The organism is Pseudosulfitobacter sp. DSM 107133, from assembly GCF_022788695.1.
Classification (GTDB): domain Bacteria; phylum Pseudomonadota; class Alphaproteobacteria; order Rhodobacterales; family Rhodobacteraceae; genus Pseudosulfitobacter.
Genome location: NZ_CP085154.1, coordinates 2490665 through 2516404, shown reverse-complemented (window position 1 = coordinate 2516404; position 25740 = coordinate 2490665). Strand labels below are relative to the sequence as shown.

Genomic DNA, 25740 nt, shown 5'->3' with positions numbered 1-25740 from the left:
CGGTTTGCACCGTCAGCCCGCCACCGCGCGCAGCACACGTTTGCGCAGGGCCTTGGCGATCTGGGTCGACACGGCCTGTGCCACGGGGGGCGGAAAGGCGTTGCCGACCTGACGGTAAGCGTTGGTTTTCGCGCCGGTAAAGTGCCAGTCGTCGGGAAAGCCCTGAATGCGCGCCACCATGGGCACGGTCAGGCGGGGCATTCCCTGATGCAGGGCATCGGGCGCTTCTGGCGCGATGGTGCGCCCCTCGACGCCCAGCGTGGCCCACGCGGCGCGCGCGCGGGTGGGGCCAAGGTCGGGGCCGCCGTGTTTTTTCGATCCGCCGACGATGGTGGGGGCAATCTCGTCCGCCTTGGCGGCCCAATCATCGGCCCCGCGCCAGCCGCCCGCTGCCATCAGGTCGCGCAGGGTTTCGCCCACGGTGGGTGGGTTGTGCGGCTGCGGATCGGGCCAGTCGAAGAAATCGGCGCGTTCTTTTTGCACGGCGACAATCACCACGCGGGGCCGAAGCTGCGGCACGCCGTAGTCGGATGCATTCAACAGCCGCCAGTCGGTCTTGTACCCCATCTTGTCCAGCTGCGTTTTCAGCTTTTCGCGGTAGTCGTGGAACACGGCATCCAGAAACCCGCGCACGTTTTCGATCATCACCGCGCGGGGGCGGGCGTCGGCCACGATGTCCAGCGCGTCGTTGAACAGGTTGCGTTCGTCCTGTTCGCCCAGTTGCTTGCCGGCCACCGAAAACGGCGGGCAGGGCAGGCCACCGGCCAGCAGGTCCATGCCACGATAATCGGACGCGCGTTCCTTGAGGATTCGCATGTCCTCTTCCAGAACGTTCCATTCGGGGCGGTTGTGGCGCAGGGTGTTGCAGCAATGTTTGTCGATCTCGACCAGCGCCGTATGGGCAAAGCCCGCGCGTTCCAGACCCAGGGCCTGACCGCCGGCACCGGCGCAAAGTTCTACAGATGTCAGCATGTCGATCGCCCTTTTTGCACACATAAAACGGGGTCGGCCCCCAAGGATCAAGAGCCCGCGCACCGCGTGATATGTGTTCTTTATTCGTTCTTACCGGCGGGGCGCGATTCCGGCAAGGGCAATGGGGCAGGGTGGCTGTGGAAAAAACGGGACCCCGAAACGCAGCAAGGCCGCCCGAAGGCGGCCTTGTCTGTTTCCTGCGTGGGTGGGCAGGACCAAATTGGAGCGGGCGAGGCGATTCGAACGCCCGACCCTAACCTTGGCAAGGTTATGCTCTACCCCTGAGCTACGCCCGCTTCCTTTTGGTAGGGCTGATCTACAAACGCGGGCATCCGGCTGCAAGAGGAAAATTGAGGTTCGTCAAAAAAAGTTCATCTTGTCGCAGGGGGCGGGGTCAGTTGGCGGGATTTGCGAACTGGATCAGGTCCCAGCGGTTGCCGAAAATGTCCTGCATCACGGCGACGGTGCCATAGGGTTCGTGGCGCGGTGATTCCTCGAACGTGACACCGGCGGCCAGCAGGCGCGCATGATCGGCGGCGAAGTCGTCGGTTTGCAAAAACAGCCAGACCCGCCCGCCGCCCTGATTGCCGATGGCGTCAGTCTGGCGTTTGCCCACCGCGCGGGCCAATAGGAACGCGGTTTGCGCCCCCGCAGGGGCGACGCGCACCCAACGTTTGCCGCCGCCCAAGTCGGTGTCTTCCAGCAACTCGAATCCCATCCGGCCGACATAGAAGGCGATGCCATCGTCATAGTCGGGCACCAGCAGGGAGATGAGGGCGAGGTGTTGCATGGGGCGCTCCGGTTGCGGCTCTGCCCGGCAGTGCCGGACAGAGTTTTGCAGATATCAGGCCGCTTCCCCCCTCACTCCAGCTCGATCAGCAGATCCTTGGCGTCGATCTGGCTTCCGGGCTGGACGTTCACCGCCTTGACCGTGGCGTTGCGTTCGGCGTGGATGCCGGTTTCCATCTTCATCGCTTCGATGGTCAGCAGCAGATCGCCCTCTTTGACCTGCGCACCCACGGATGTGGCCACGGTGGCCACCACGCCCGGCATCGGCGCGCCGATGTGGTTGGCGTTGCCCAGTTCCGCCTTGGGGCGCTGCTGGGTGGTGGCTTTGACCAGACGGTTCGGCACGCGGATCACCCGCGGCTGGCCGTTGAGTTCAAAGAACACTTTCACCTCGCCGTCCTCGCCGGTGTCGCCCACCGCTTGCAGGCGGATTTCCATGGTCTTGCCGGGGTCGATTTCCACGCTGATCTCTTCGCTGGGGGACATCCCGTAAAAGAACGTATGCGTGGGCAGGGTGCGCACCGGGCCATAGCTGCGGTGACGGCCCATGTAGTCCATGAACACCTTGGGATACATCAGGTAGCCGGCCAGATCCTCGTCGTCGATCTTCTTGCCTTCCAGTTCCTTGATGACCTGCGCGCGGGTCGCTTCGATGTCCACAGGTTTCAGGTGCAGGCCGGGACGGTCGGTCGACGGCTTTTCGCCCTTCAGCACCTTTTTCTGGATGCCTTCAGGGAAGCCGCCTGGAGGCTGGCCCAGGTTGCCGCGCATCATGTCCACGACGCTGTCGGGAAAGGCCACGTCGGATTTGGGGTCTTCGACCTGCGCGCGGGTCAGGCCCTGGCTGACCATCATCAGGGCCATGTCGCCCACGACCTTGGAGGACGGCGTGACCTTCACAATGTCACCGAACATCTGGTTCACATCCGCATAGGTCTGCGCCACCTCGTGCCAGCGGTCCTCCAGCCCCAGCGAGCGCGCCTGCGCCTTGAGGTTGGTGAACTGCCCGCCGGGCATCTCGTGCAGGTAGACCTCGGACGCCGGGGCCATCAGGCCGCTCTCGAACGCCGCATATTGCGCGCGCACGCCTTCCCAATAGTCCGACATCTCGCGCACGGCGGCCATGTCCAGCCCGGTGTCGCGGGGCGTGTTGCGCAGTGCCTCGACGATCGAGCCAAGGCAGGGCTGCGAGGTGCCGCCCGAGAAGGCATCCATCGCCGCATCGACCGCATCCACACCCGCATCCGTCGCCGCCATCACCGTGGCCGCCGCCGCACCCGAGGTGTCGTGCGTGTGGAAGTGGATCGGCAGGCCGACCTCTTGCTTCAGCGCCCCGATCAGCGCCTTGGCCGCGGCGGGTTTCAGCAGGCCCGCCATGTCCTTCAGGCCCAGCACATGCGCGCCTGCGGCCTTCAGGTCCTGACCCATCTGCACGTAATACTTCAGGTCGTATTTCGCGCGCTCGGGGTTCAGCAGATCACCGGTATAGCAGATCGTGCCCTCGCAGACCTTGCCGCTGTCCACGACCGCGTCCATGGCCACGCGCATGTTTTCAACCCAGTTCAGGCTGTCGAACACGCGGAACACGTCAACACCGCTTTCGGCGGCCTGCTTCACAAAGAACTGGACCACGTTGTCGGGATAGTTGGTGTAGCCCACGCCGTTGCTGGCGCGCAGCAGCATCTGGGTCATCACATTGGGCATCGCCTTGCGCAGGTCGCGCAGGCGCTGCCAGGGGCATTCCTGCAAGAACCGATAGGCCACATCGAATGTCGCACCGCCCCAGCATTCGACACTGAACAGCTGTGGCAGGTTGGAGGCATAGGCGGGAGCTGCCTTGATCATGTCGATCGAGCGCATCCGCGTCGCCAGCAACGACTGGTGCCCGTCGCGCATGGTGGTGTCGGTCAGCAGCAGCTGCTTTTGCGCCTTCATCCAGTCGGCCACGGCCTGCGCGCCCTTTTGCTCCAGCAGGTTGCGCGTGCCCATGGTTGGTTCATGCGTCGCGGCGGGCGCCTTTGGGGCGCGGGCATTGGCGGGCAGCGGGCGGTCCTTGGTCTCGGGGTGACCGTTCACGGTGATATCCGCGATATAGGTCAGAACCTTGGTGCCACGGTCGCGCCGGCGCGAGAACTGGAACAGCTCGGGCGTCGTGTCGATGAACTTGGTGGTATAGCTGTAATCGAGGAAGGTCGGGTGCTTCAGCAGGTTTTCCACGAAGGCGATGTTGGTGGACACGCCGCGAATACGGAATTCGCGCAGGGCGCGGTCCATGCGGGCGATGGCCATCTCGGGCGTGGGGGCCTTGGCGGTGACCTTGGTCAGCAGGCTGTCGTAATAGCGGGTGATGACGCCGCCCGCGTAAGCCGTGCCGCCGTCCAGACGGATGCCCAGGCCCGTGGCCGAGCGGTAGGCGGTGATGCGGCCATAGTCGGGGATAAAGTTGTTCTGCGGGTCCTCGGTGGTGATCCGGGTTTGCAGGGCGTGGCCGTTCAGGGTCACGTCGCTCTGGCTGGCCTTGCCGGTGGCGTCGGCAATGCTCTTGCCCTCGGCGATCAGGATCTGGGCGCGCACGATGTCGATGCCGGTGACTTCTTCGGTGACGGTATGTTCGACCTGCACGCGCGGGTTCACTTCGATGAAGTAGAATTTGCCGTCGTCCATATCCATCAGGAATTCGACGGTGCCCGCGCATTCATAGTTCACATGTTTGCAGATTTTATAGCCAAGCGCGCAAATCTCCTCGCGCTGCTCTGCGGTCAGATAGGGGGCGGGGGCGCGTTCCACGACCTTCTGGTTGCGCCGCTGCACGGAACAGTCGCGCTCAAACAGGTGGTACATGCCGCCATGTTTGTCGCCCAGGATCTGCACCTCGACGTGGCGGGCGCGCAGGATCATCTTTTCCAGATAGCCCTCGCCGTTGCCAAAGGCGGCTTCGGCCTCGCGCCGACCTTCCAGCACCTTTTCTTCCAGCTCTTCGGGCGCGTTGATCGGACGCATGCCGCGTCCGCCACCGCCCCACGACGCTTTCAGCATCAGCGGATAGCCGACCTCTGCCGCCTCGGCGCGGATCGCGTCCATGTCGGTGCCCAGCACTTCGGTCGCGGGGATCACCGGCACACCGGCCTCGACCGCCACACGCCGCGCGCTGGCTTTGTCGCCAAGGGCGCGCATGGTCTCGGCCTTGGGCCCGATAAAGGTAATGCCCGCCGCGTCGCAGGCATCAACGAAATCGGGGTTTTCCGACAACAGCCCGTAACCCGGGTGGATCGCATCGGCGCCCGACATGCGGGCCACGCGGATGATTTCCTCGATGCTCAGATAGGCCGCCACCGGCCCCAGCCCCTCGCCAATGCGATAGGCTTCGTCCGCCTTGAACCGGTGCAGCCCCAGCTTGTCCTCTTCGGCAAAGACGGCCACCGTCTTTTTGCCCATCTCGTTGGCCGCACGCATGATGCGGATGGCGATTTCACCCCGGTTGGCAATGAGGATCTTGGAAAACTCGGTCAAAGTGGACATCCTTGTATAAGTAACGGCCTGATGGTGTTCACGCAGGGTGTAGGTCAATTTACGCGACTGTTACAACCCAATGGCACCGTCGCGAAGCCTGTTTGCGGCGCATCCGGTCTGCTGCCGGACATGTTAGCGCAAAGACTCAGCCGAACCCGCGCGGGCCGGAGGATTTCAGGGGAATCCCCGCCCCTGTTGGTGGCCATGTCCCGGGGATCGGGCAGGTGCTGTTGCATTGCTGAAATTTTGGGCGTCCTGGCAAATCAAGCAGCGTTTCCGCGGGTCTCAGGCGGAGCCAGGACGCGGCGTGATGCCTTGTCAAAGCAGCAGTTATCGGGCGCTTTGTGGCGAGAACATCCATAGAACACCCTTTCCCTTGGGCCGTGGTATCTGTATATCGACCTACATGAGCAGTTTCGATGAAATGGACGCCTTCGAGGGCGCTTCGCTGTCCGCCCGCGCCATGGCCGCGCGTCCGCAACCCTATCTTGACGGGTTGAACCCCGCCCAACGTGCCGCGGTCGAACAGATGGACGGCCCCGTGCTGATGCTGGCAGGGGCGGGCACCGGCAAGACCCGCGCCCTGACCGCGCGAATCGTGCATTTGTTAATGACAGGACGGGCGCGCCCGAACGAAGTGCTGGCGGTGACCTTTACCAACAAGGCCGCGCGCGAGATGAAAATCCGCGTGGGCCAGATGCTGGGCCAGCAGATCGAAGGCATGCCGTGGCTGGGCACGTTCCACGCCATCTGTGTGAAACTGTTGCGGCGGCACGCGGAACTGGTGGGGCTGAAGTCGAACTTTACCATTCTGGACACCGACGACCAGCTGCGCCTGCTGAAACAACTGGTCAGTGCGGCGGGCATTGACGACAAACGCTGGCCCGCGCGGCAACTGGCCGGTGTCATCGACGCATGGAAAAACCGCGCCCTGACGCCGGACAAGATCCCGTCGGCGGATGCGGGGGCCTACAATCACAAGGGCGTGGAGCTGTATGCCCAATACCAGCGCCGCCTGATCGACCTGAACGCCACCGATTTCGGTGACCTGCTGTTGCACATGGTCACGATCTTCCAGAAACACCCCGACGTGCTGGAGCAGTACCAGCGTTGGTTCAAATACATTCTGGTGGACGAATATCAGGACACCAACGTGGCCCAATACCTGTGGCTGCGGCTGCTGGCGGGCGGGCACAAGAACATCTGTTGCGTGGGCGACGACGACCAGTCGATCTATGGCTGGCGCGGGGCCGAGGTGGGCAACATCCTGCGGTTTGAAAAGGATTTTCCGGGGTCGCATGTGGTGCGGCTGGAACAGAACTACCGCTCGACCCCGCATATTCTGGCTGCGGCCTCGGGGGTGATTGCGGGCAACACCGACCGTCTGGGCAAGACGCTGTGGACCGAAGAGACCGAGGGCGAGATGGTGCGCCTGATCGGCCATTGGGACGGTGAGGAAGAGGCGCGCTGGATCGGTGAAGAGATCGAGGCGGCGCAGCGTGGCACATCAAAACACGCGGTCAGCCGCAATAATCCTCGCTCGAAGAGTATTCTTCAAGAGTTCGAGCGTCTTGCGAAGCAGGATGCTCTGAATGGAGTGAAAACGCCTGAAGAGTTGTTCGCAAGAATGCGGTTTCAAAACAGTCCTTTCACGGACCAAAAATCCCGCCGTTTAATGTGGGAATTGGTCGGAAGATATGAGGATAATCAACCGCTTCCACCGGCGTTTCAAAAGTTTGACCTCGACGAAATCGCCATCCTCGTCCGCGCCTCGCACCAGATGCGCGCGTTCGAGGACCGGTTCCTGACCATCGGTCTGCCCTACCGCGTGATCGGTGGCCCGCGCTTTTACGAGCGGTTGGAGATCAGGGACGCGATGGCCTATTTTCGCGTCGTGGTGTCGCCGGACAATGATCTGGCGTTTGAACGTATCGTCAACACGCCAAAGCGCGGCCTTGGCGACAAGGCGCAGCAGACCATTCAGATCACGGCGCGGGCGAATGGCGTGAACCTGGTCGAAGGGGCGCGGATCGCGGTTGAACAAGGGCTGATCAAGGGCAAGGGTGGTGCCGAACTGCGCAAGCTGGTCGAGGGGATCGACCGGTGGTCTGCGATGCTGCGGGCCAATGGCACCCGCATTCTGGACGATGACGACAGCGTGGTGGACACCGAAACCGACACCGCGCCCGACTATACCCATATCGAACTGGCCGAGGTGATTCTGGATGACAGCGGCTATACCGCCCACTGGCAGAACGACAAGACACCCGAGGCGCCGGGGCGGCTGGAGAACCTCAAGGAGCTGATCAACCAGCTGCACAATTTCGAAAACCTGCAAGGGTTTCTGGAACACGTCAGCCTGATCATGGACAACGAGCAGGAAGGCGAGGGTGCCAAGGTCAGCATCATGACCCTGCACGCGGCCAAGGGGCTGGAATTCCCCATGGTGTTCCTGCCCGGTTGGGAGGACGGCCTGTTCCCGTCGCAACGTTCGATGGATGAAAGCGGGGTCAAGGGGCTGGAGGAAGAGCGCCGCCTTGCCTATGTCGGCATCACCCGCGCCGAGGAGGTCTGCACGATTTCCTTTGTCTCCAACCGCTTTGTGTTTGGCCAGTGGCAGTCGGCGCTGCCCTCGCGGTTTATCGACGAATTGCCCGCCGATCATGTCGACGTGCTGACCCCGCCGGGGCTGCATGGGGGCAATTACGGTGCCGCAGGCATGGCCGGTGTGCGATCCCGCCTGCACGAAGCGGCGGCCGAGGCCAATGTCTATAATTCCCCCGGATGGCGGCGCTTGCAGGCGCGCAGTCAGGACCGCTCGGTCAGCCAGCCGCGCGAAAGCCGTAACACCACCATCGACGCCAGTGCACTCAGCAGCTTTACCGTGGGCGAACGGGTGTTTCACCAGAAGTTCGGCTATGGTGCGGTTGTGGGAATCGAGGGCGACAAGCTGGAGATCGACTTTGAAAAGGCGGGGACCAAAAAGGTCGTGTCGAAGTTCATCACCGGCGCTGACGACATTCCGTTCTAAAGCGTCCGGCCATTACCCTGAGGCATCGCACATCACTTTTCGCGCCCCGCCGCAGGCGAAGGCAGCGAACAAGTGATTCATGTTTAAGGCCGGACGCTCCAGGGTCGCAAATGGTCGTGTGCTGCCGTCTTTGGGCTTGTGGTGAATCAGCAGCAACAATAGTCTGAACATCCAAGGTGCCGCCCACGGGCGGAGAATTGGGAAGCCGGTGTGATTCCGGCGCTGCCCCCGCAACGGTGAGGGTGGGATGTGACTGGCAAGGCCACTGGGGCGTTCCCCGGGAAGGTGTCAATTGCGGGCCGCAAGGCCACCCGCCCCAAGCCCGGAAACCAGCCTTGGGTGTACGTGAATCGCGGGTGGCGATGGAAGCGGCTGTGCATGGGCCTGTTTCCGTGCTGCCCTTTCCGCACCATCCGTCCAATTGAACAGGTCACGGGGCGTGACGGGAAAGGACGACAGATGTTTTCAAAGATCGTGGCAGGGCTTGCCGATCTGGATGATGCCGGCATTGGTGCGGGTGCCGACGGCGATGCGGCAGCGCGGGCGGGGTTTCTGGAATGGGTGTTCACCCTGCCACAGGATGTGCGCCCCGGACAGGCGGCGCGTGAAGTGCTGGCGCATTGGGATTATGACAATCCGGGGCCGGCAGTTACGGCCTTTCTGGACCATATCGAAGCAGCAACGCGACATGTGCCCACGCCGCAGCGCCGTGGCGGGGCTGCGGGGCGGCGGGTGTTGCACTGAGGTTCGCGCAACCGCTCTTGCCGGTATCGAGGTGTGCCGGGACGACGCGGCGCATCCTTCGCACTAAAGGCGTGGGTTGAATTAACCCGGCAGGCAAACACCTTCGTGACTGCGCCCCACCTGTGTCAGCGCGCGCGACGGGCGGCTTGGCGGGCGGCAGGCGACCACGGTCAACCCGTCGCGATTTCCGGGATTATACGACAGCCGCGCTTCGCCGGGGTCAAAACGGGCAACCGCTCCGGGGGCCAATGTGACCGATTGCCGGCATGTCTCGGGGTTCCGCTCGTCCGGCATGCACAGGCCGACCACAATCGTAAAATCGCAGGTGTTGGTCACGTCGCGCGGCTGCACCTGCCCGCGCATCCCGCTGGTGCAATGGTCCACATTCGCCCGGTAGGATATCTGCTGATAGGTGCCGGTCGTCTTGAACAGCACCCAGGGCAGCACAAGGGCCACGACGACAGCCGTGGCCAGACTGGCCCGGACCGGAACACGGCGCGGTTTGTCTTTGCCCTCGAACATATAGTGCATGACGAAAAACACGAAGCCGCCCAAAAACACCATGCCCTCGGTGATCACCGGCAGGAACGGCAAGGCGCGCCACAGGCGCTGCAAGATGTCCAATGCGGGCGGGCCGACATAGGCGGCAACAATGCCGATCAATACGCTGCCCCAGAAGGGGACCGGTCGTTTTGGCGTGCCCCGCACAGGAATGAAGCGCGACAAAAGCGCTGCCAGAATGCCGAAGACCACGCTGTTTTCCATCAGTTCCGGCATCATGTCCCCTTGGGATGTCGCGGGCCATGCCCTGTCGGCTGAATGTGCCTCAAACCCAAGGGTCGCACAACACGCGCCTGCAGGGTCGCGGTTTTCACCGGACATAAAAAAACGGCGGCCCCGGGAGGATGGGACCGCCGCCTTTGCAACTGTCGGGACCAGGGAGGAGGAAAGGCCCGACAATTTTAGGGTGCGGCGTCACCTGGGAGGAGGGTTCGCCGCGTATTTTCACCACCGGGCCAGGGAGGAGGAGAGGCCAGGTGGCGATCTGTATCCCCGTTTGATCGGGGTAGAAGGTGCGGCGACACTTGGGAGGAAGGGCCGCCGCCTTGTTCACCGCCGGGTCAGGGAGGAGGAGAGACCCGAGAGGCGATCCGTTTCCCCGTATGACCGGGGTATTTTGTACGGCGACACCTGAGGGAGGAGCGGTGTCGCCGTGTTAGTCACTGCGCAGGTCAGGGAGGAGGAGAGACCCTGCAGCGATGTCGATCCCCGTCTGATCGGGGAATTTCTGCGGCGACATCAGGGAGGAGGAGAGATGTCGCCGCGTCGTGACGAGGGGGTCCGGGAGGAGGTGGAAACCCTCGAATTCTGTGTTACTGCGCGCCGTAGGCGGCTTCGGTTGCAATCCGGCGGATCTGCGAGCGGTGGATGCCGAGGTCAAGCAGGTCGCGATCGCCCAGGCCAGCCAGCTCGTTGAATGTTTTGCGGTAAACCGCGCGTTTGGCTTGGCGGGCTGCTGCGGCGTCCAGAATGCGGGCTGTTGTTGCCAGCAGGCGCTCGGTCAAGCTGCCGTATGTTGTGGTTTGGTTCAGATAGGCCATGTTCGTCGGTGCCTCGGATGTGTGTTTCATGTTCGTTTGCGTTCATGTTGACCTCAATTTAGTCGAATGCTGCGCTTGCACAATAGACGTATAAACATTGCTGCCATGCAGCAAATGCATAGGGAGCGCTGACCTATTTTCTTAAAGCGCCCAAGGCTTGTGCAGGTCGCCGTTAGGGGTTGCACCTGCGGCTCTAACTGACACAACAATGGCTCTGAACAGAGGTATCACATGAAACTTACAAACGATCTGATCACCGCCGCCCTGAAACGAGTCGCCCTGCCGGATGGCGGCGACCTGATCAGCCGCGATTTGATTCGTGCCATCCAGATCGACGGCAGCGCCGTGCGTTTTGTCATCGAGGCCCCGACGCCCGAGGCCGCGCAGGCCATGGGCGCGGTGCGCGAGGCGGCGCAGGCTGCGGTGGCGGCTGTGCCGGGCGTGGACAGCGTACAGGTGGCGTTGACCGCCCACGGTCCCGCCGCCAAACCCTCGACACCGCCCCCCAGCCTGAAGATCGGCGGCCACCCCAAGCCGCAGGACGGCCCGACCAAGCCGTCGGGCGTGCAGCGCATTCTGGCCATCGGGTCTGGCAAGGGCGGGGTGGGCAAATCCACCGTGTCGTCGAACCTTGCCGTGGCGCTGGCCAAACAGGGCCGCAAGGTCGGCCTGCTGGATGCGGACATCTATGGTCCGTCACAGCCGCGGATGATGGGCGTGAACAAACGTCCCGCATCGCCCGACGGCAAGACCATCATCCCGCTGCATGCCCATGGTGTCACGCTGATGTCCATCGGTTTCATGATGGAAGAGGGCAAGGCCGTGGTCTGGCGGGGGCCGATGCTGATGGGCGCGTTGCAGCAGATGTTGGGGCAGGTGCAGTGGGGCGAACTGGACGTGCTGCTGGTCGACCTGCCGCCGGGCACGGGCGATGTGCAGCTGACGCTGTGTACCAAATCCGAACTGACGGGGGCCATCGTGGTCAGCACGCCGCAGGACGTGGCGCTGATTGATGCGCGCAAGGCGCTGGATATGTTCAAGACGCTGAAAACGCCTGTGCTGGGCCTGATCGAGAATATGTCGATGTTCGTCTGCCCTGATTGTGGCGCGCAACACGAGATCTTTGGCACCGGCGGCGTGGCGGCCGAGGCGCAGAAAATGGGGGTGCCGCTTTTGGGCGCATTGCCGATTGATCTGGAAACGCGGCTTGCGGGCGACAACGGAACGCCCGTGGCTGCCGGCGATGGGCCGATGGCGCAGGCCTATGCGCGGATTGCCAAGGGGCTGATCGACGGCGGCATGGCGTGATCGCTACTTAGGGTCCTGCCCCTAGGTCACCGACTCATAAGTTCGCAACCAGATCCTGATTGACGCGAGTTGTATGGATGCGAGGAAATTATCATCGCGTTTGTCATATCTTGTTGCTACCGCGCGGAAGTTTTTGAGTTTGTTGAAGAAACGCTCCACTGCGTTGCGTGCTTTGTAACGCTCGCGATCATGCGGGATGACAGGATTGCGTTGCGGCATCGAAGGGATCACGGCTTGCGCCTTCTGTTTGGCGATCAAATCACGGATCGCGTTGCTGTCATAGGCGCGATCCGCCAGCACGCTGCAGCCTTCTTTCAGTCGATCCAGCATCTGCTCTGCCGCGTGTCCATCATAGGCCTGCCCAGCCGTCAGCATGAGCCGGATCGGGCGGCCAAGCGCGTCCACCAAAGCGTGGATTTTCGTTGTCAGCCCGCCCCTTGAGCGACCCAGGCAATCGGATCGCCCCCTTTTTTAGGGCCATTTGCGCCCTGTTGGTGTACCCGGATGGAGGAGCTGTCAATCATTTGCACCTCACCCTCATATGCCTCTGATATTGCTTCAAGAATACGCGCCCAGTGACCCGCACGCCGCCAGCGGTTGAAGCGGTTCACACAGGTCGTATGCGGCCCGTATCGGGCAGGAATGTCTGCCCAGGGCGCACCAGTCCGCAAGCGCCAGAAGATGCCGTTCAAAACCCGCCGGTCATCCACACGCGGCTTGCCGCGCACCTTCGTCGGCAGCAACGGCTGGATCACCGACCATTCAAAATCTGTCAAATCAAAACGTGCCATTCTCACCTCCACATTTGCCGGAAAGTGAATCACGTTTTCTAAAGTCTGTGAATCCCTTTTATGGGTATGTGACCTAGGGTCCAGACCCTAATCCTTTGCGCGGTTTGCCTCTATATATATGCAAGCCGCGCCCAGCACGCTGAGTGCGAGCATTGTCCAGCCAAACCAAAACACCGAAATGAGCAGTGGGAATGCCCCCGGCGCTTGTTTGATCAAAGCCAGAAATGCGCCGCAAGCCAGCGTCAGAGCGGCCACCCAGCCGAGCGTGGCACCATGCCCGCGACCGCTGCGCCCCGCGTTGCTGAAGTGAGCACGGGTCCCATCCGCAGCAGCAGGTAAGTCCGTGCCAGAGCCAGCAGGATGTTCAGCGCGGGGATAATCTCCGGACCGGTAGCGCGCGCGATGCGGTGGATCTGGATCAATTCGAAGAACGTGCAGGCCACTGTCGTCGCGGCCATCGCCCACAGGCGCCAGAGCAGGGATCAGACCCGCGACCAGAAACAACGGTAAAAGCACGCCCGCGACGAACAGCGCCTGCGTCGCCAGCGCGCAGCGCGTCATTCCAGATCACAAGGGCCGCGCGCAGGGATGCCATGTTTCGCAATTTCACCCCATCCGGCCAGATAGCGCAGGTTTGCGGGATTTTATAGGACGGGGGCGGGTTGGCGCGGGATTCATGGGAATTTATGGTCCGGGACTGGGATTCGATCTTAAATCTGCGAATCACGGGACCGTGACTATAGGATTTGGGGTGGATTCCGCGTTTGTACCCCTGTCGGCGGTGAGAACGTAACGAAAACATCAGATTCTGGCCGCTTCTGTGGATAAGTTTTTTGGGAATTTATGGGCCAGAAGGTTTTGGATCACGGTGGCACAATATATTGTGCAGAAGTCCAAAGTTTAAACAAATTGAGCCAATTTCCGCCGATTTTTACCCACAATATGTTGTGTATAACTTTGGCGCTGAACAACAGTTAGTGGCTCTTGCCCATAAAAAACTATTGCCGCCCATGAATTCCCATGCCATCACTTGTTCATCGGATGAGGACGAGACACGGGGCACCAAACGACCCCAGGCAGACAAACAAAACTCTAGCAGGTTTCATACAGGCACCTCGCTTTCATCAGACCAAAGATCCGGCGCGCGAGCGAGCAGACATCCCCCCAGGTGGCGCGCGCAGCTGGACATCCCGCACAGCGGGACGAGGGCGGCGAGTTGATCAGTGGCAGCAGATCAACTCGCCGTTTCCATTTCAAGCACCGGGGACAGCATTCGCGGGGGCGCGAGACACACAAGCCCGAACCATAACGGGCGCAACATTGGGACGGACCAGGCCAGATGGCACGCAGGTTCAGAGGCGAAAGCGACCACAAGGTGGACGCAAAGGGCAGGGTCTCGATCCCGGCCTCTTTTCGCCGTGTGATCGAAGGATCCGACCCTGAGTGGAAAGAGGGCCTGCCTCCCCGCATCATCATTGTCTATGGCGGCAAAACCCGGTCTTACCTCGAAGGTTTTACCATCGAAGCTATGGACGAGGTCGACGAGAAAATCTCGAAACATCCGCGCGGTTCGGCCAAGCGCAAGGCGATGGAGCGTCTGTATTCGACGCAGGCCATCGAAACCGTGGTGGACGACACGGGACGCATCGTCCTTTCCGCACGCCTGCGCGAAAAGATCGGCCTGACCGACATGGCCCGCTTTGCCGCCTCCGGCGATACCTTTGAGATCTGGAACCCCGAAACCTTTGACGCGGTCCATGACGACCTTGAGGGTGATGGATATGACCCGGACCTTGATCCCTCCGTCTACTTGGACGGGGAGCTGGACTAGATCATGGCTGGGGGGCCACATATTCCGGTTCTGATCAACGCCATCCTGCGCGCCTGCGCACCCATCACGGGGACTTGGCTGGACGGAACCTTTGGCGCGGGGGGCTATACCCGTGCGCTGCTTGAGGCGGGCGCTGACCGCGTCATCGCCGTTGACCGCGACCCGCTGGCCTTCGAGATGGCCGCGGCTTGGGCGGGCGACTATGGCGACCGGATCGTGATGCAGCAGGGCGTGTTTTCCAAACTGGACGATTATGCGCAGGATCTGGACGGTGTTGTCCTTGATCTGGGCGTCAGCTCGATGCAGCTGGACCTGGCAGAGCGCGGCTTTTCCTTTATGCGCGACGGGCCGCTGGACATGCGGATGAGCCAGTCGGGGCCTTCGGCGGCTGATCTGGTCAACGACGCGGACGAGGCGGTGCTGGCCAACATCCTGTTTCACTACGGCGAAGAACGCGCCAGCCGCCGCATCGCCAAGGCGATCCTGCGCGAACGTGCGGTGGAGCCGATCACCACAACACTGCGGCTGGCCAAGATCGTCGAATCCTGCCTGCCACGCTCGAAACCGAACCAGTCCCACCCCGCCACGCGCAGCTTTCAGGCGTTGCGCATCGCGGTGAACAATGAATACGGCGAGCTTTATCAGGGGCTTATGGCGTCCGAGCGGGCGCTGAAGGTTGGCGGGCAACTGGCTGTGGTCACCTTTCATTCGGTCGAGGACCGCATGGTCAAACGCTTTCTGACCGCGCGCACGGGCAGTCAGGCCAACGCCAATCGCTATGCGCCCGAGACCGAGACCGAGGCCGCGCAATTTACCCAGAAAACCCGCAAGGCCATCGCTGCGGATGCGGACGAGGTCGACGCCAACCCGCGCGCCCGTTCGGCCAAGCTGCGGGTGGCCACGCGCACCGATGCGCCATCGGGGCAGATTGACGCCAAATCCATCGGAATGCCCTATACGGCAGGAGTGTTCGAGTAAATGAAATCGGTTCTTTATATCCTGACAGTTCTGACGGTGATCGGTCTGGCGTTCTGGGCCTATCGCGAAAATTACGCGACCCAAAAGGCATTGACCCAGACCGACAAGCTGCACAGCGACATCCAGCGCGCCCATGCGCGTCTGGCAGTGTTGCGGGCCGAATGGGCCTATCTGAACCGCCCGGACCGTCTGCGCGATCTGGCGGACATCAACTTTGACAATCTGGGCCTGTTGCCTTTGACGCCTGAACAGTTCGGTCTGATTGATCAGGTCGCCTATCCGGCGCCCAAAGCCTTGCCGATCACCAATCCGGTGGATGTGTCCAGCATGGAGGCAGACGAATGATCCGTGTTCCTCTGCGCCCGCTGGCGCGTATTTTGCCGGCCCGTGCCAACGGTGAAAATCCCGACGCCATCGAGCGCGAGAACAAGCGTATCCGCCACGAGGAAATGCGCGACCGGATGCGCGCGCGTGCCGAAAGCCGGTTGCTGATCCTGGGCCTGTTCTTTGTCTGCGCCTTTGTTGTTGTGGGCGCACGCATGGGGCTGTTGTCGATCTCCGAACCGATGGAGCCGCGCGCCTATGCGCCGGGGGCTGCGATTTCGGCGGCCCGTGCCGACATTGTTGACCGCAATGGCGCGCTGCTGGCCACCAACTTTGAAACCCACGCGCTGTATGCGCAGCCGACCCATATGATCGACCCGCTGGCGGCGGCTGAAAAACTGGTCGAAATCTTCCCTGACCTTAAATACGAACGTCTGGTCAAGGATTTCACGGGCAAGCGCAAGTTCCTGTGGATCAAAAAGAAAATGAGCCCCGAGCAGATGCAGGCGGTCCACGAGATCGGTGATCCGGGGCTGATGTTCGGCCCGCGCGACATGCGTCTTTATCCCAATGGCACGCTCGCTGCGCATGTTCTGGGCGGGGCGTCTTTTGGCAAGGAAGGCGTCAGTGCCGCCGAAGTGATCGGCGTGGCTGGTGTCGAGAAATATTTTGACGACTATCTGCGCGACCCCGACAACGGGGGCAAACCGCTGACGCTGTCGCTGGACCTGAGCGTGCAGGCCGCAGCCGAGCGTGTGTTGTGGGGCGGTATGAAGCTGATGAACGCCAAAGGGGCGACATCGGTGCTGATGGATGTGCACACCGGCGAAGTGATCTCGGTGGTGTCACTGCCCACTTTCGATCCCAACGACCGGCCGCGCCCTGCAATCGCGGGCGATCCCTCTGACAGCCCGCTGTACAACCGGTCTGTGCAGGGCGTGTACGAGCTGGGGTCGGTGTTCAAGATTTTTGCAGCCGCGCAGGCGATTGATCTGGGGCTGGCCACGTCAGACACGATGATCGACACCTCGCCGCCAATGCGGGTGGGCGGCTATCCTATTGGTGAATTCCACGGCAAAAACTATGGCGTGCTGAGTGTCGCTGACATCATCATGCATTCGTCGAACCGTGGATCGGGCCGTTTGGCGCTGCAAATCGGTGCGGAACGCCAGCAGGCGTTTCTGAAATCGCTTGGCTTCTTTGATGCCACTCCATTTGAAATCGTCGAAGCGGCGCAGGGCAAACCCCTGTTGCCAAAACAGTGGACCGATCTGAGCGCTGTGACCATCTCTTACGGTCACGGGTTGTCGACATCGCCCATGCATCTGGCTGCGGCTTATTCTGCGATTGCCAATGGTGGCTATGTGGTGCGTCCGACCATCCTGAAGCAAGACGGGCGCACGCCCCGTGGGGAACGGGTGATGAGCGAACACGCCGCCGTTATGGCCCGCAACATGCTGCGCAAGGTTGTGACCTCGGGCACCGCCAGCTTTGGCGAGGTGCAGGGCTATGCTGTTGGGGGCAAAACCGGATCAGCAGACAAGCCCAGACCGCAGGGCGGCTATTACAAGGACCGCAATATCGCGACCTTTGCCAGCATGTTCCCAACCAATGATCCCAAATATGTTCTGATCCTGACGCTGGACGAACCGGTGGAAACCTCGGGCGACAAACCGCGCCGCACCGCCGGTTGGACCGCCGTGCCCGTCGCCGCCGAGATGATCCGTCGCGTGGCGCCGCTGTTGGGGCTGCGACCAACCGTTGAACCGACCACACTGGCTGATATAACGCTGACCAGCAGCAACTAAGCCGAAAAGGCAAACCTATGGTCACGCCCCGCAGTATCACGTTGAATTCTCTGGGGCTGATGTCCGCGTCGGGGGCGAATCCGCAACTGAGCAACCTGTGTGTTGACAGCCGCGATGCCCGCGAAGGCACGCTGTTTGCCGCCATGCCCGGCAGCCGTGTGCATGGCGCCAGTTTTATCGAAAGCGCGCTGGAACGCGGCGCATCCGCCATTCTGACCGATCCGGCAGGGGCCGATCTGGCCCACGACGTGCTGGCCGCATCAGACGTCGCTTTGGTCATTTCGGACACCCCGCGCGAAACATTGGCACGCACCGCCGCGCTGTTCTTTGGCGCGCAGCCGCAGGTGATGGTGGCTGTCACCGGCACCAACGGCAAGACTTCGGTGTCGACCTTTGTACGCCAGATCTGGATCGAACTGGGGCTGGAGGCCATCAATCTGGGCACCACCGGCGTCGAGGGCGCGTGGAGCGCGCCGCTGGCCCACACCACGCCCGAACCGATCACGCTGCACCGCACGCTTGGTGCCGCAGCGCAGCGGGGCATCACCCATGCGGCGATGGAGGCCTCTTCGCACGGGCTCGACCAGCGGCGGCTGGACGGTGTCGTGCTCAAGGCGGCAGGCTTTACCAATTTCACCCAGGATCATCTGGATTATCACCACAGCTTTGACGCCTATTTCGACGCCAAGGCGGGGCTGTTCGCCCGCGTGCTGCCCGAAGACGGCACCGCCGTCATCAACATCGACGACGAACGCGGCGTTGACATGGCCGCGATAGCCAAGGCGCGGGGCCAGCAGGTGATGACCGTGGGCCGTGCCGGGGGCGATCTGCATCTGGCGGGGCAACGCATGGACGCCACGGGGCAGGACATCCGGCTGGTATATCGCGGCAAGGTGTTTCAGGCGCGCCTGAACCTGATCGGTGATTTTCAGGCCGACAACGTCGCACTTGCCGCCGGGCTGGTGATCGCTTGCGGGGCCGAACCGGCACAGGTCTTTGACACGCTGCCGCATCTGGTGACCGTCAGGGGCCGGATGCAACTGGCAGCCACCCGCGAGAATGGCGCCGCGGTCTTTGTCGACTTTGCCCACACGCCGGATGCGATCGAAACCGCGCTGTCTGCGATGCGCCCGCATGTGATGGGTCGCCTGATTGCCATTGTCGGTGCGGGAGGCGACCGCGACGCAGGCAAACGTCCGCTGATGGGCGCTGCGGCGGCGGCCAACGCCGATGTGGTGATCGTGACCGACGACAATCCGCGCTCGGAAGACCCTGCCACCATCCGCGCCGCTGTTCTGGGCGGCTGCCCCGAGGCGCTTGAGGTCGGGGACCGTGCCGAAGCAATCTTGCGCGGCGTTGACATGCTGGAGCCGGGCGATGCGCTGCTGATCGCAGGCAAGGGCCATGAAACAGGGCAGATCGTTGGCGACGACGTGCTGCCCTTTGACGATGTCGAACAGGCCAGCCTGGCCGTCGCTGCACTTGAAGGACGCCTGACATGACAACCCCGCTGTGGACCGCAGCCGCTGCCGCCGAAGCGACAGGCGGCACCGTCACCACCGATTGGCAGGCAAATGGCGTGTCTATCGACACCCGCACGCTTGCAAAGGGCGATCTGTTCGTCGCGCTGAAAGATGTGCGCGACGGCCATGATTTCGTGGCGCAAGCATTGGCAAAGGGGGCCGCTGCCGCATTGGTCACCCATCTGCCCGAAGGCGTGGCAGATGACGCGCCGCTGTTGATCGTGCCGGACGTGCTAAAGGCGCTGGAGGCGCTGGGCCGCAAGGGGCGTGCGCGCACCCGTGCCCGCGTGGTCGCCGTCACCGGCAGCGTTGGCAAAACCTCGACCAAGGAAATGCTGCTGGCGATGCTGTCGGATCAGGGCCGCACCCATGCCTCGGTTGCCAGCTACAACAACCATTGGGGCGTGCCGCTGACACTGGCGCGCATGCCGCAAGACACCGAATACGCGGTGATCGAGATCGGCATGAACCATCCCGGTGAAATCGCCCCGCTGTCGCGCATGGCCCGCCCGCATGTGGCGCTGATCACAACTGTGGCCGCTGCCCATCTGGAAGCGTTTGACGACATCACCGGCATCGCTGTGGAAAAGGCCAGCATCATCGACGGGCTGGAATACGGCGGCTCGGCCATCCTGAACAACGACGTGGAAACTGCCGCGATCCTGCAAGCCAAGGCGCATGATGCCAAACGCAAGGACGTGGGTTTTGGCTGGCACGGCTTTGATTACGTCCTGAAAGACGTGAATCTGCTCAGCGACGCCACTGTCGTGCAGGCCGAGGTCGACGGCACCCCGCTGGTGTTCAAGATTGACACCACCGGCCAGCATTTTGCAATGAACGGGCTGGGCGCACTGGCGGCCTGTGCCGAACTGGGGGCCGATCTGGCGCTGGCGGCGCAAAGTCTTGGCCGCTGGAAGCCGTTTGCGGGGCGTGGTGCACGCGAGACCATCCATCTTGATCCCGTGGAACGTGACCTGACGCTGGAACTGATCGACGACAGCTATAACGCCAACCCCACCTCGATGGCCGCAGCGCTTGAGGTGCTGGCCGCCGCCGAAGTCACCAATGACACGGGCCGCGTGCGCCGGGGGCGTCGTATTGCGGTGCTGGGCGATATGAAGGAACTGGGCGACGACGCGCAAAAACTGCACGCAGGGCTGGCCGACCTTGAAGCCATGGAAAAGGTCGATCGCGTGCATTGCATCGGCCCGCTGATGCGCGCCTTGTACGATACGCTGCCCGAACACCAGCGTGGCCGGTGGTGCGAAACCTCGCAGGAAATGGCCAAAGTGGTGCGTGCCCGTCTGGACGCAGGCGACGTTGTGCTGGCCAAGGGGTCGCTCAGCATGAAACTGGCGCTTGTCGTTGACGCAATCCGCAAAATGGGCCATCCGGTCGAAAACGCCTGAACACGCTTCGGGCCACAAAAGAATGAGTTGGAATACCTGAAATGCTCTATTGGTTGACCGCGCTGTCGGATGGTGGCGATTTTTTTAACCTGTTTCGCTACATCACCTTCCGCGCGGGCGGGGCTTTTCTGACGGCGCTGCTGTTCGGTTTCATCTTTGGCCTGCCGCTGATCAACGTGCTGCGCCGCACCCAGGGCAAGGGCCAGCCGATCCGCAATGACGGGCCCGAGGGGCATTTTGTCAAGGCCGGCACCCCGACCATGGGCGGGCTGCTGATCGTGGGTGCGCTTCTGACGTCGACCCTGCTGTGGGCGCGGCTGGACAACCCGTTCATCTGGGTGGTGCTGTTTGTCACCGTGTCTTTTGCCGCCATCGGCTTTGCCGATGATTACGCCAAGGTCTCGAAACAGACCACCGCAGGCGTGTCTGGCAAGGTGCGCCTGTTGCTGGGTTTTCTGATTGCCGGTATCGCAGGCTATGTTTCGGCGCTGTATCACCCCGTTGAATTGCAAAACCAGCTGGCCCTGCCGGTGTTCAAGGATACGCTGATCAACTTGGGCTATCTGTTCGTGCCCTTCGCCATCATCGTGATCGTGGGCTCGGCCAATGCGGTCAACCTGACCGACGGGCTGGACGGGCTGGCGATCATGCCGGTGATGATCGCCGCCGGCGCGCTGGGGGTGATTGCCTATGCAGTGGGCCGCGTCGACTTTACCGAATATCTGGACGTGCATTATGTGCCCGGCACCGGCGAAATCCTGATCTTTACCGCCGGTCTGTTCGGCGGCGGTCTGGGGTTCTTGTGGTACAATGCGCCCCCCGCTGCGGTGTTCATGGGCGACACCGGCAGCCTTGCACTGGGCGGCGCGCTGGGGGCCATCGCGGTGGCCACCAAACACGAACTGGTGCTGGCCATCGTCGGCGGGCTGTTCGTGGTCGAGGCGCTGAGTGTCATCATTCAGGTGCTGTACTTCAAACGCACCGGCAAACGCGTGTTCCTGATGGCCCCGATCCATCATCACTACGAGAAAAAGGGCTGGGCCGAGCCGCAGATTGTGATCCGGTTCTGGATCATCTCGTTGATCCTTGCGATGATCGGTCTGGCGACACTGAAGGTACGCTAGGGGCTGGGTCAGAAGATCGACCAGTCCATTTCGCTTGTCAGTTTGGCCAGCGCCTCGGTGCCCTTGTGCGAATTGCCATAGCGGTTCAGGCCAGGGCTCCAGACCGCGATAGAGGCTTGTCCTGGTACAATCGCCAGAATGCCACCGCCCACACCGCTTTTGCCGGGAATGCCGACGCGATAGGCGAAATCGCCCGACCCGTCGTAATGCCCGCAGGTCAGCATCAAGGCATTCAGCCGCCGGATACGGCGCGGCGAGACAAGGTGCGGCATGCCCGGCGCATCCAGCAGAAACCGCCCTGCCATGGCCAATTGGCTGGTGGTCATTTCCAGCGCGCAGTGGTGAAAATAGGTGCCCAATGCCTTTTCGGGCGTGTTGCGCAGGTTGTCATGGGCCGCCAGAAAATGCGCCAGTGCAAAGTTGCGATGCCCATAGGCAGTTTCCGAAGCGGCCACGGCCTCGTTGATATGGATGTCGTCCGATCCGGCGGCGGTGCGCACAAAGCGGATGATCTCGGCCAGCGCCTCGCGGGGGGCGCGGGCGCCCAGCACCTCGTCGGTGGTGACGATGGCACCTGCATTGATGAACGGATTACGCGGGCGGCCGGCTTCCTGTTCCAGCTGCACAATCGAATTGAACGCCCGCCCCGAAGGCTCGCGTCCCACGCGGGTCCACAGCTGGTCGCCGGACCGACCCAGAGCAATGGCAAGGGTAAAGACCTTGGTGATCGACTGGACCGAAAACGGCACTTCACAGGCACCTGCCTCGTGCAGGCTGCCGTCGGCCAATGCCACGGAAATGGCGAACTGCGCCGGATCGACCTGCGCCAGCTGCGGAATATATTGCGCGACCTGACCCCAATCAGCGTCGGCGCGGGCATCGCTGTCCAGCCTTTGCAGGACGGAAGGAAGATCGCTCATTTCGCTACACTCCGGCTTGTGAAGGGCGCGCATTGTCCCCATTCTGCGCCGCACGGGTAGCAGGGGTGATGTGATGATTCCAGTACAAGGTTTGGCAGGCGCGCAGGTGGCGGTTCTGGGGCTGGGACGCTCCGGCCTGTCTGCGGCGCGCGCATTGGCCGCCGGCGGTGCGGTGCCGGTCTGCTGGGATGACAACCCTGATGCCCGCGCACGCGCCGGGGCCGAAGGCTTTGCCGTGCAAGACCTGCACCACCCCAACGCATTCACCGACATCGCGCGGCTGATCGTCAGCCCTGGCATTCCGCATCTGTACCCTGCGCCCAACTCTATCGTTGCTGCCGCCCAGCTTGCCGGCGTTCCGGTGGACAATGACATCGGGCTGTTCTTTCAAAGCTTTGCCAACAGCGGCTGGGCTTCCTTTGACACGCCGCCACGGGTGGTGGCGATCACCGGATCGAACGGCAAATCAACCACGTCGGCGCTGATCCATCACATTCTGACCGAGGCAGGCCGCGACAGCCAGCTGGCGGGCAACATCGGGCGCGGGGTGCTGGACATCGACCCGCCCGAGGACGGCGGTGTGGTGGTGCTAGAGCTGTCTTCCTACCAGACCGATCTGGCGCGCAGCCTGACGCCGGATGTGGCCGTGTTCACCAACCTCAGCCCTGACCATCTGGACCGGCACGCAGGGATGGGCGGCTATTTCGCGGCCAAGCGTCGCCTGTTTGCCGAGGGCGGCCCCGACCGCGCGGTGATCGGCGTGGACGAGGCCGAAGGGCGTTTTCTGGCAGGGCAGCTGGCCGAGGGGCCGACGGACGACCGTGTCATCCGCATTTCGGTCGCGGCGAAACTGGCCGGACCGGGTTGGAACGTCTTTGCGCGCAAGGGCTTCCTGTCGGAATACCGCAAGGGCAAGCAGGTGGCGTCGATTGATCTGCGCAGCGTCAAGGGCCTGCCGGGTGCGCACAATCACCAGAACGCCTGTGCCGCCTTTGCCGCCTGCCGGTCGCTGGGGCTGGCCCCGCGCGTGATCGAGGCAGCGTTTCACAGTTTCGGCGGGTTGCCGCACCGCAGCCAGTTGATCGCGGAGGCGGATGGCGTGGCCTATGTGAACGACAGCAAGGCGACCAATGTGGACAGTGCGCTGAAGGCGCTGGAGGCGTTCCAGAACATCCGCTGGATTTGTGGCGGCTTGCAGAAAGAGGGCGGGCTGGACCCGCTGAACGCGGTGTCGGGAGCGGTCAAAAAAGCCTATGTGATCGGGCGCGAGGCGGCGGCTTTTGCCGTGCAACTGGACGCCGAAACCGAAGTCTGCGGCACGATGGCATCGGCGGTCGCGGCTGCGATGGCCGACGCCGAGGCGGGCGATACGGTGCTGCTGGCGCCGGCGGCGGCCAGTTTCGATCAATATGACAGCTTTGAAAAACGCGGCGATGATTTCGTGGCAGAGGTCAGGGCGCGGCTGGGTTTGGCTTAGGGTCTGGACCCATTAATCTTACGTTGTCAGTTTGACAGATTTTTCCGCTGACAAGCAGCATCTGTGCAAGAATAGTGGTTCTATTTCAAACAGATGCGCCGCCTCCTCTCGGGACATTGCTGCGCAATGCCCTGCCGGGCAATGGGCTGCGGGAAAATCCGTCAAACCCGTCACGCCGAAGGCGTGCCAATATTATTAAGCGCTCCTACGGAGCGACGGGCGGCAATTTCACTTCATTTTAGTGTCTTGGGCCGCTTGCAAATAGAACCACTATTGGCAGCACGACCCAAGCCACTGAAATTTCGTGAAATTGCCGCTGACGACGTAAGATTAATGGGTCCAGACCCTAGGCTGCCGCAATCGCCCGCGCGGCGGCCATGCCCGAAGCCCAGGCCCATTGAAAGTTGTAGCCGCCAAGCCAGCCGGTGACATCCACCGCTTCGCCAATCACATACAGGCCCTGCACGTCCTTGGCCTGCATCGTTTTTGACGAAAGCGCATCGGTGTCGATGCCGCCAAGAGTCACTTCGGCGGTGCGATAGCCTTCGGTGCCGGTCGGGGTCAGCTGCCAGTTTTGAATCTGATCGACCAGCGTGTCGATTCGCGCGTCGGACTGGTCTGCCAGATTGCCGGTCAGCGCCCAGTCGTCTTTCATGAATTCCACCAACCGCGCGGGCAGGTGGGTGGCCAGTTCCGTCGTCAGGTTGCGCCGCCCGTACTGCTGGCGCTGCGCGCGCAGGGCGGGGGCAATGGTGGCTTGGGGGTCAAGGTTCAGCGTCACGCTCTGCCCTTCGCGCCAATAGCTGGACACTTGCAGCACCGCAGGGCCGGACAGGCCGCGGTGGGTGAAAAGCACCGCCTCGTCAAAGTTGGGGCCATCCGCCACCATGCGGGCCGGGGCGGCGACACCGGCCAGCGGAACAAAGCGCCCTTCGGCAAAGGTGAAGGGGACCAGTCCGGGGCGGGTTTCGGTGATGGGCAGGCCGAATTGCCGTGCGATGTCATAGGCAAACCCTGTCGCGCCCATTTTTGGGATCGACTTGCCGCCAGTGGCCAGAACCAGATGCTTTGTTTGAATTTGCAAAGGGCCGTCAGAAGTTTGCAAAGAAACTGCAAACCCGTCAGCAGACTTTGCAACATTGGTCACAGTGGTTTGCAAATGCAGCGTGACCCCCGCATCGGCCATCAACCCCGTCAGCATCGCCACGATCTGCTTGGCCGAGCCGTCGCAAAACAATTGCCCCAGGGTTTTTTCGTGCCAGGCAATGCCATGCCGGTCGACCAGTTCGATGAAATCCCACTGCGTATAGCGTGCAAGCGCCGATTTGGCGAAATGCGGGTTCTGCGAAACAAACGCCTGCGGATCGCAATACATATTGGTGAAATTGCACCGCCCGCCGCCCGAGATACGGATTTTCTCGCCTGGAGCCTTAGCGTGGTCCACAACCATCACCCGCCCGCCCGCATGGGCCGCGCACATCATGCCGGCAGCACCGGCGCCTATGATCAACGTGTCGATTTGCATCGCTCTGCCCTGCCTGAATGTGCGGGTGTGGTCAAGAAACCGCTGACAGGCTTTGACGATGAACCCGAAGGACAT

The 25740-nt window shown here is 62.3% G+C and carries 19 protein-coding genes, 1 tRNA gene, 1 pseudogene and 1 riboswitch; of the genes and pseudogenes, 11 read left to right on the top strand and 10 right to left on the bottom strand.

Annotation, left to right across the window (positions count from 1 at the left end; all coding sequences use genetic code 11):
* Positions 1 to 12: 12 nt before the first annotated feature.
* The 4 genes from DSM107133_RS12300 to DSM107133_RS12285 form a co-directional block, all read right to left on the bottom strand.
* Positions 13 to 972 carry a DNA cytosine methyltransferase gene (locus tag DSM107133_RS12300; protein WP_114294503.1) on the bottom strand — a complete coding sequence of 320 codons (960 nt, stop codon included), beginning with the start codon at positions 970 to 972 and terminating at the stop codon, positions 13 to 15.
* A 221-nt stretch (positions 973 to 1193) separates the two neighbouring features.
* A tRNA-Gly gene (locus tag DSM107133_RS12295) sits at positions 1194 to 1268 on the bottom strand.
* Positions 1269 to 1366: 98 nt separating this feature from the next.
* Positions 1367 to 1762 carry a VOC family protein gene (locus tag DSM107133_RS12290; RefSeq protein WP_114294502.1) on the bottom strand — a complete coding sequence of 132 codons (396 nt, stop codon included), beginning with the start codon at positions 1760 to 1762 and terminating at the stop codon, positions 1367 to 1369.
* A 71-nt stretch (positions 1763 to 1833) separates the two neighbouring features.
* Positions 1834 to 5271, bottom strand: coding sequence for a pyruvate carboxylase (locus DSM107133_RS12285; RefSeq protein ID WP_114294501.1), 3438 nt, complete (start codon positions 5269 to 5271; stop codon positions 1834 to 1836).
* A 406-nt stretch (positions 5272 to 5677) separates the two neighbouring features.
* On the opposite strand from DSM107133_RS12285, the gene DSM107133_RS12280 reads away from it, so the two are divergent.
* Positions 5678 to 8302 carry a UvrD-helicase domain-containing protein gene (locus DSM107133_RS12280; protein ID WP_114294500.1) on the top strand — a complete coding sequence of 875 codons (2625 nt, stop codon included), beginning with the start codon at positions 5678 to 5680 and terminating at the stop codon, positions 8300 to 8302.
* A gap of 157 nt (positions 8303 to 8459) precedes the next feature.
* Positions 8460 to 8655: riboswitch (cobalamin riboswitch) on the top strand.
* A 106-nt stretch (positions 8656 to 8761) separates the two neighbouring features.
* Positions 8762 to 9046, top strand: coding sequence for a hypothetical protein (locus tag DSM107133_RS12275; RefSeq protein ID WP_114294499.1), 285 nt, complete (start codon positions 8762 to 8764; stop codon positions 9044 to 9046).
* An 81-nt stretch (positions 9047 to 9127) separates the two neighbouring features.
* Here the strand turns inward: DSM107133_RS12275 and DSM107133_RS12270 are convergent, their stop codons facing one another.
* Positions 9128 to 9826, bottom strand: a complete 699-nt coding sequence (locus tag DSM107133_RS12270) for a hypothetical protein (protein ID WP_205387858.1) — start codon at positions 9824 to 9826, stop codon at positions 9128 to 9130.
* 593 nt (positions 9827 to 10419) lie between these two features.
* Positions 10420 to 10647, bottom strand: coding sequence for a DUF1127 domain-containing protein (locus tag DSM107133_RS12265; protein WP_114294567.1), 228 nt, complete (start codon positions 10645 to 10647; stop codon positions 10420 to 10422).
* Positions 10648 to 10878: 231 nt separating this feature from the next.
* Between DSM107133_RS12265 and DSM107133_RS12260 the strand changes: the two genes are divergently transcribed.
* Complete coding sequence (locus DSM107133_RS12260; protein ID WP_114294496.1) at positions 10879 to 11955, top strand: Mrp/NBP35 family ATP-binding protein; 1077 nt, start codon at positions 10879 to 10881, stop codon at positions 11953 to 11955.
* A gap of 21 nt (positions 11956 to 11976) precedes the next feature.
* Here the strand turns inward: DSM107133_RS12260 and DSM107133_RS12255 are convergent.
* Both DSM107133_RS12255 and DSM107133_RS12250 read right to left on the bottom strand, forming a co-directional pair.
* Positions 11977 to 12752, bottom strand: a pseudogene (locus tag DSM107133_RS12255) (IS5 family transposase).
* A 236-nt stretch (positions 12753 to 12988) separates the two neighbouring features.
* Entirely contained in the window at positions 12989 to 13204 is a 216-nt protein-coding gene (locus DSM107133_RS12250; protein ID WP_243253553.1) for a hypothetical protein, read from the bottom strand.
* 881 nt (positions 13205 to 14085) lie between these two features.
* Between DSM107133_RS12250 and mraZ the strand changes: the two genes are divergently transcribed.
* Genes mraZ through mraY form a run of 7 tightly spaced genes read left to right on the top strand, consistent with a single transcriptional unit; the run spans position 14086 to position 21743 of the window.
* Positions 14086 to 14577: a division/cell wall cluster transcriptional repressor MraZ gene (gene mraZ / locus DSM107133_RS12245; RefSeq protein ID WP_114291420.1), complete on the top strand. Its 492-nt coding sequence runs from the start codon at positions 14086 to 14088 to the stop codon at positions 14575 to 14577.
* 3 nt (positions 14578 to 14580) lie between these two features.
* The gene (gene rsmH, locus DSM107133_RS12240) at positions 14581 to 15555 is read left to right on the top strand and encodes a 16S rRNA (cytosine(1402)-N(4))-methyltransferase RsmH (RefSeq protein ID WP_114291419.1); all 975 of its coding nucleotides are present in this window, start codon (positions 14581 to 14583) and stop codon (positions 15553 to 15555) included.
* Entirely contained in the window at positions 15556 to 15900 is a 345-nt protein-coding gene (locus DSM107133_RS12235) for a cell division protein FtsL (RefSeq protein WP_114291418.1), read from the top strand. It begins immediately after the preceding gene.
* A complete protein-coding gene (locus tag DSM107133_RS12230) occupies positions 15897 to 17687 on the top strand; it encodes a penicillin-binding protein 2 (RefSeq protein WP_114291417.1) in 1791 nt (596 codons plus the stop codon). The genes DSM107133_RS12235 and DSM107133_RS12230 overlap by 4 nt, the downstream gene beginning before the upstream one ends.
* A gap of 17 nt (positions 17688 to 17704) precedes the next feature.
* Positions 17705 to 19189 (top strand): UDP-N-acetylmuramoyl-L-alanyl-D-glutamate--2,6-diaminopimelate ligase, encoded by a 1485-nt coding sequence (locus tag DSM107133_RS12225; protein ID WP_114291416.1) that lies wholly within the window; start codon positions 17705 to 17707, stop codon positions 19187 to 19189.
* On the top strand, positions 19186 to 20619 hold the full coding sequence (murF, locus tag DSM107133_RS12220) for a UDP-N-acetylmuramoyl-tripeptide--D-alanyl-D-alanine ligase (RefSeq protein ID WP_114291415.1): 1434 nt from the start codon (positions 19186 to 19188) through the stop codon (positions 20617 to 20619). Before DSM107133_RS12225 ends, murF begins: the two co-directional genes overlap by 4 nt.
* A 41-nt stretch (positions 20620 to 20660) precedes the next feature.
* Complete coding sequence (gene mraY, locus DSM107133_RS12215; RefSeq protein ID WP_114291414.1) at positions 20661 to 21743, top strand: phospho-N-acetylmuramoyl-pentapeptide-transferase; 1083 nt, start codon at positions 20661 to 20663, stop codon at positions 21741 to 21743.
* A gap of 8 nt (positions 21744 to 21751) precedes the next feature.
* On the opposite strand, the gene DSM107133_RS12210 is transcribed toward mraY, so the two are convergent.
* Positions 21752 to 22663, bottom strand: coding sequence for a glutaminase (locus tag DSM107133_RS12210; protein ID WP_114291413.1), 912 nt, complete (start codon positions 22661 to 22663; stop codon positions 21752 to 21754).
* Between the two features lie 73 nt (positions 22664 to 22736).
* Between DSM107133_RS12210 and murD the strand changes: the two genes are divergently transcribed.
* Positions 22737 to 24140, top strand: a complete 1404-nt coding sequence (gene murD, locus DSM107133_RS12205; protein WP_114291412.1) for a UDP-N-acetylmuramoyl-L-alanine--D-glutamate ligase — start codon at positions 22737 to 22739, stop codon at positions 24138 to 24140.
* 346 nt (positions 24141 to 24486) lie between these two features.
* Here murD and DSM107133_RS12200 read toward each other — a convergent pair whose 3' ends face one another.
* Positions 24487 to 25665 carry an NAD(P)/FAD-dependent oxidoreductase gene (locus DSM107133_RS12200; protein WP_114291411.1) on the bottom strand — a complete coding sequence of 393 codons (1179 nt, stop codon included), beginning with the start codon at positions 25663 to 25665 and terminating at the stop codon, positions 24487 to 24489.
* Positions 25666 to 25740 lie beyond the last annotated feature (75 nt).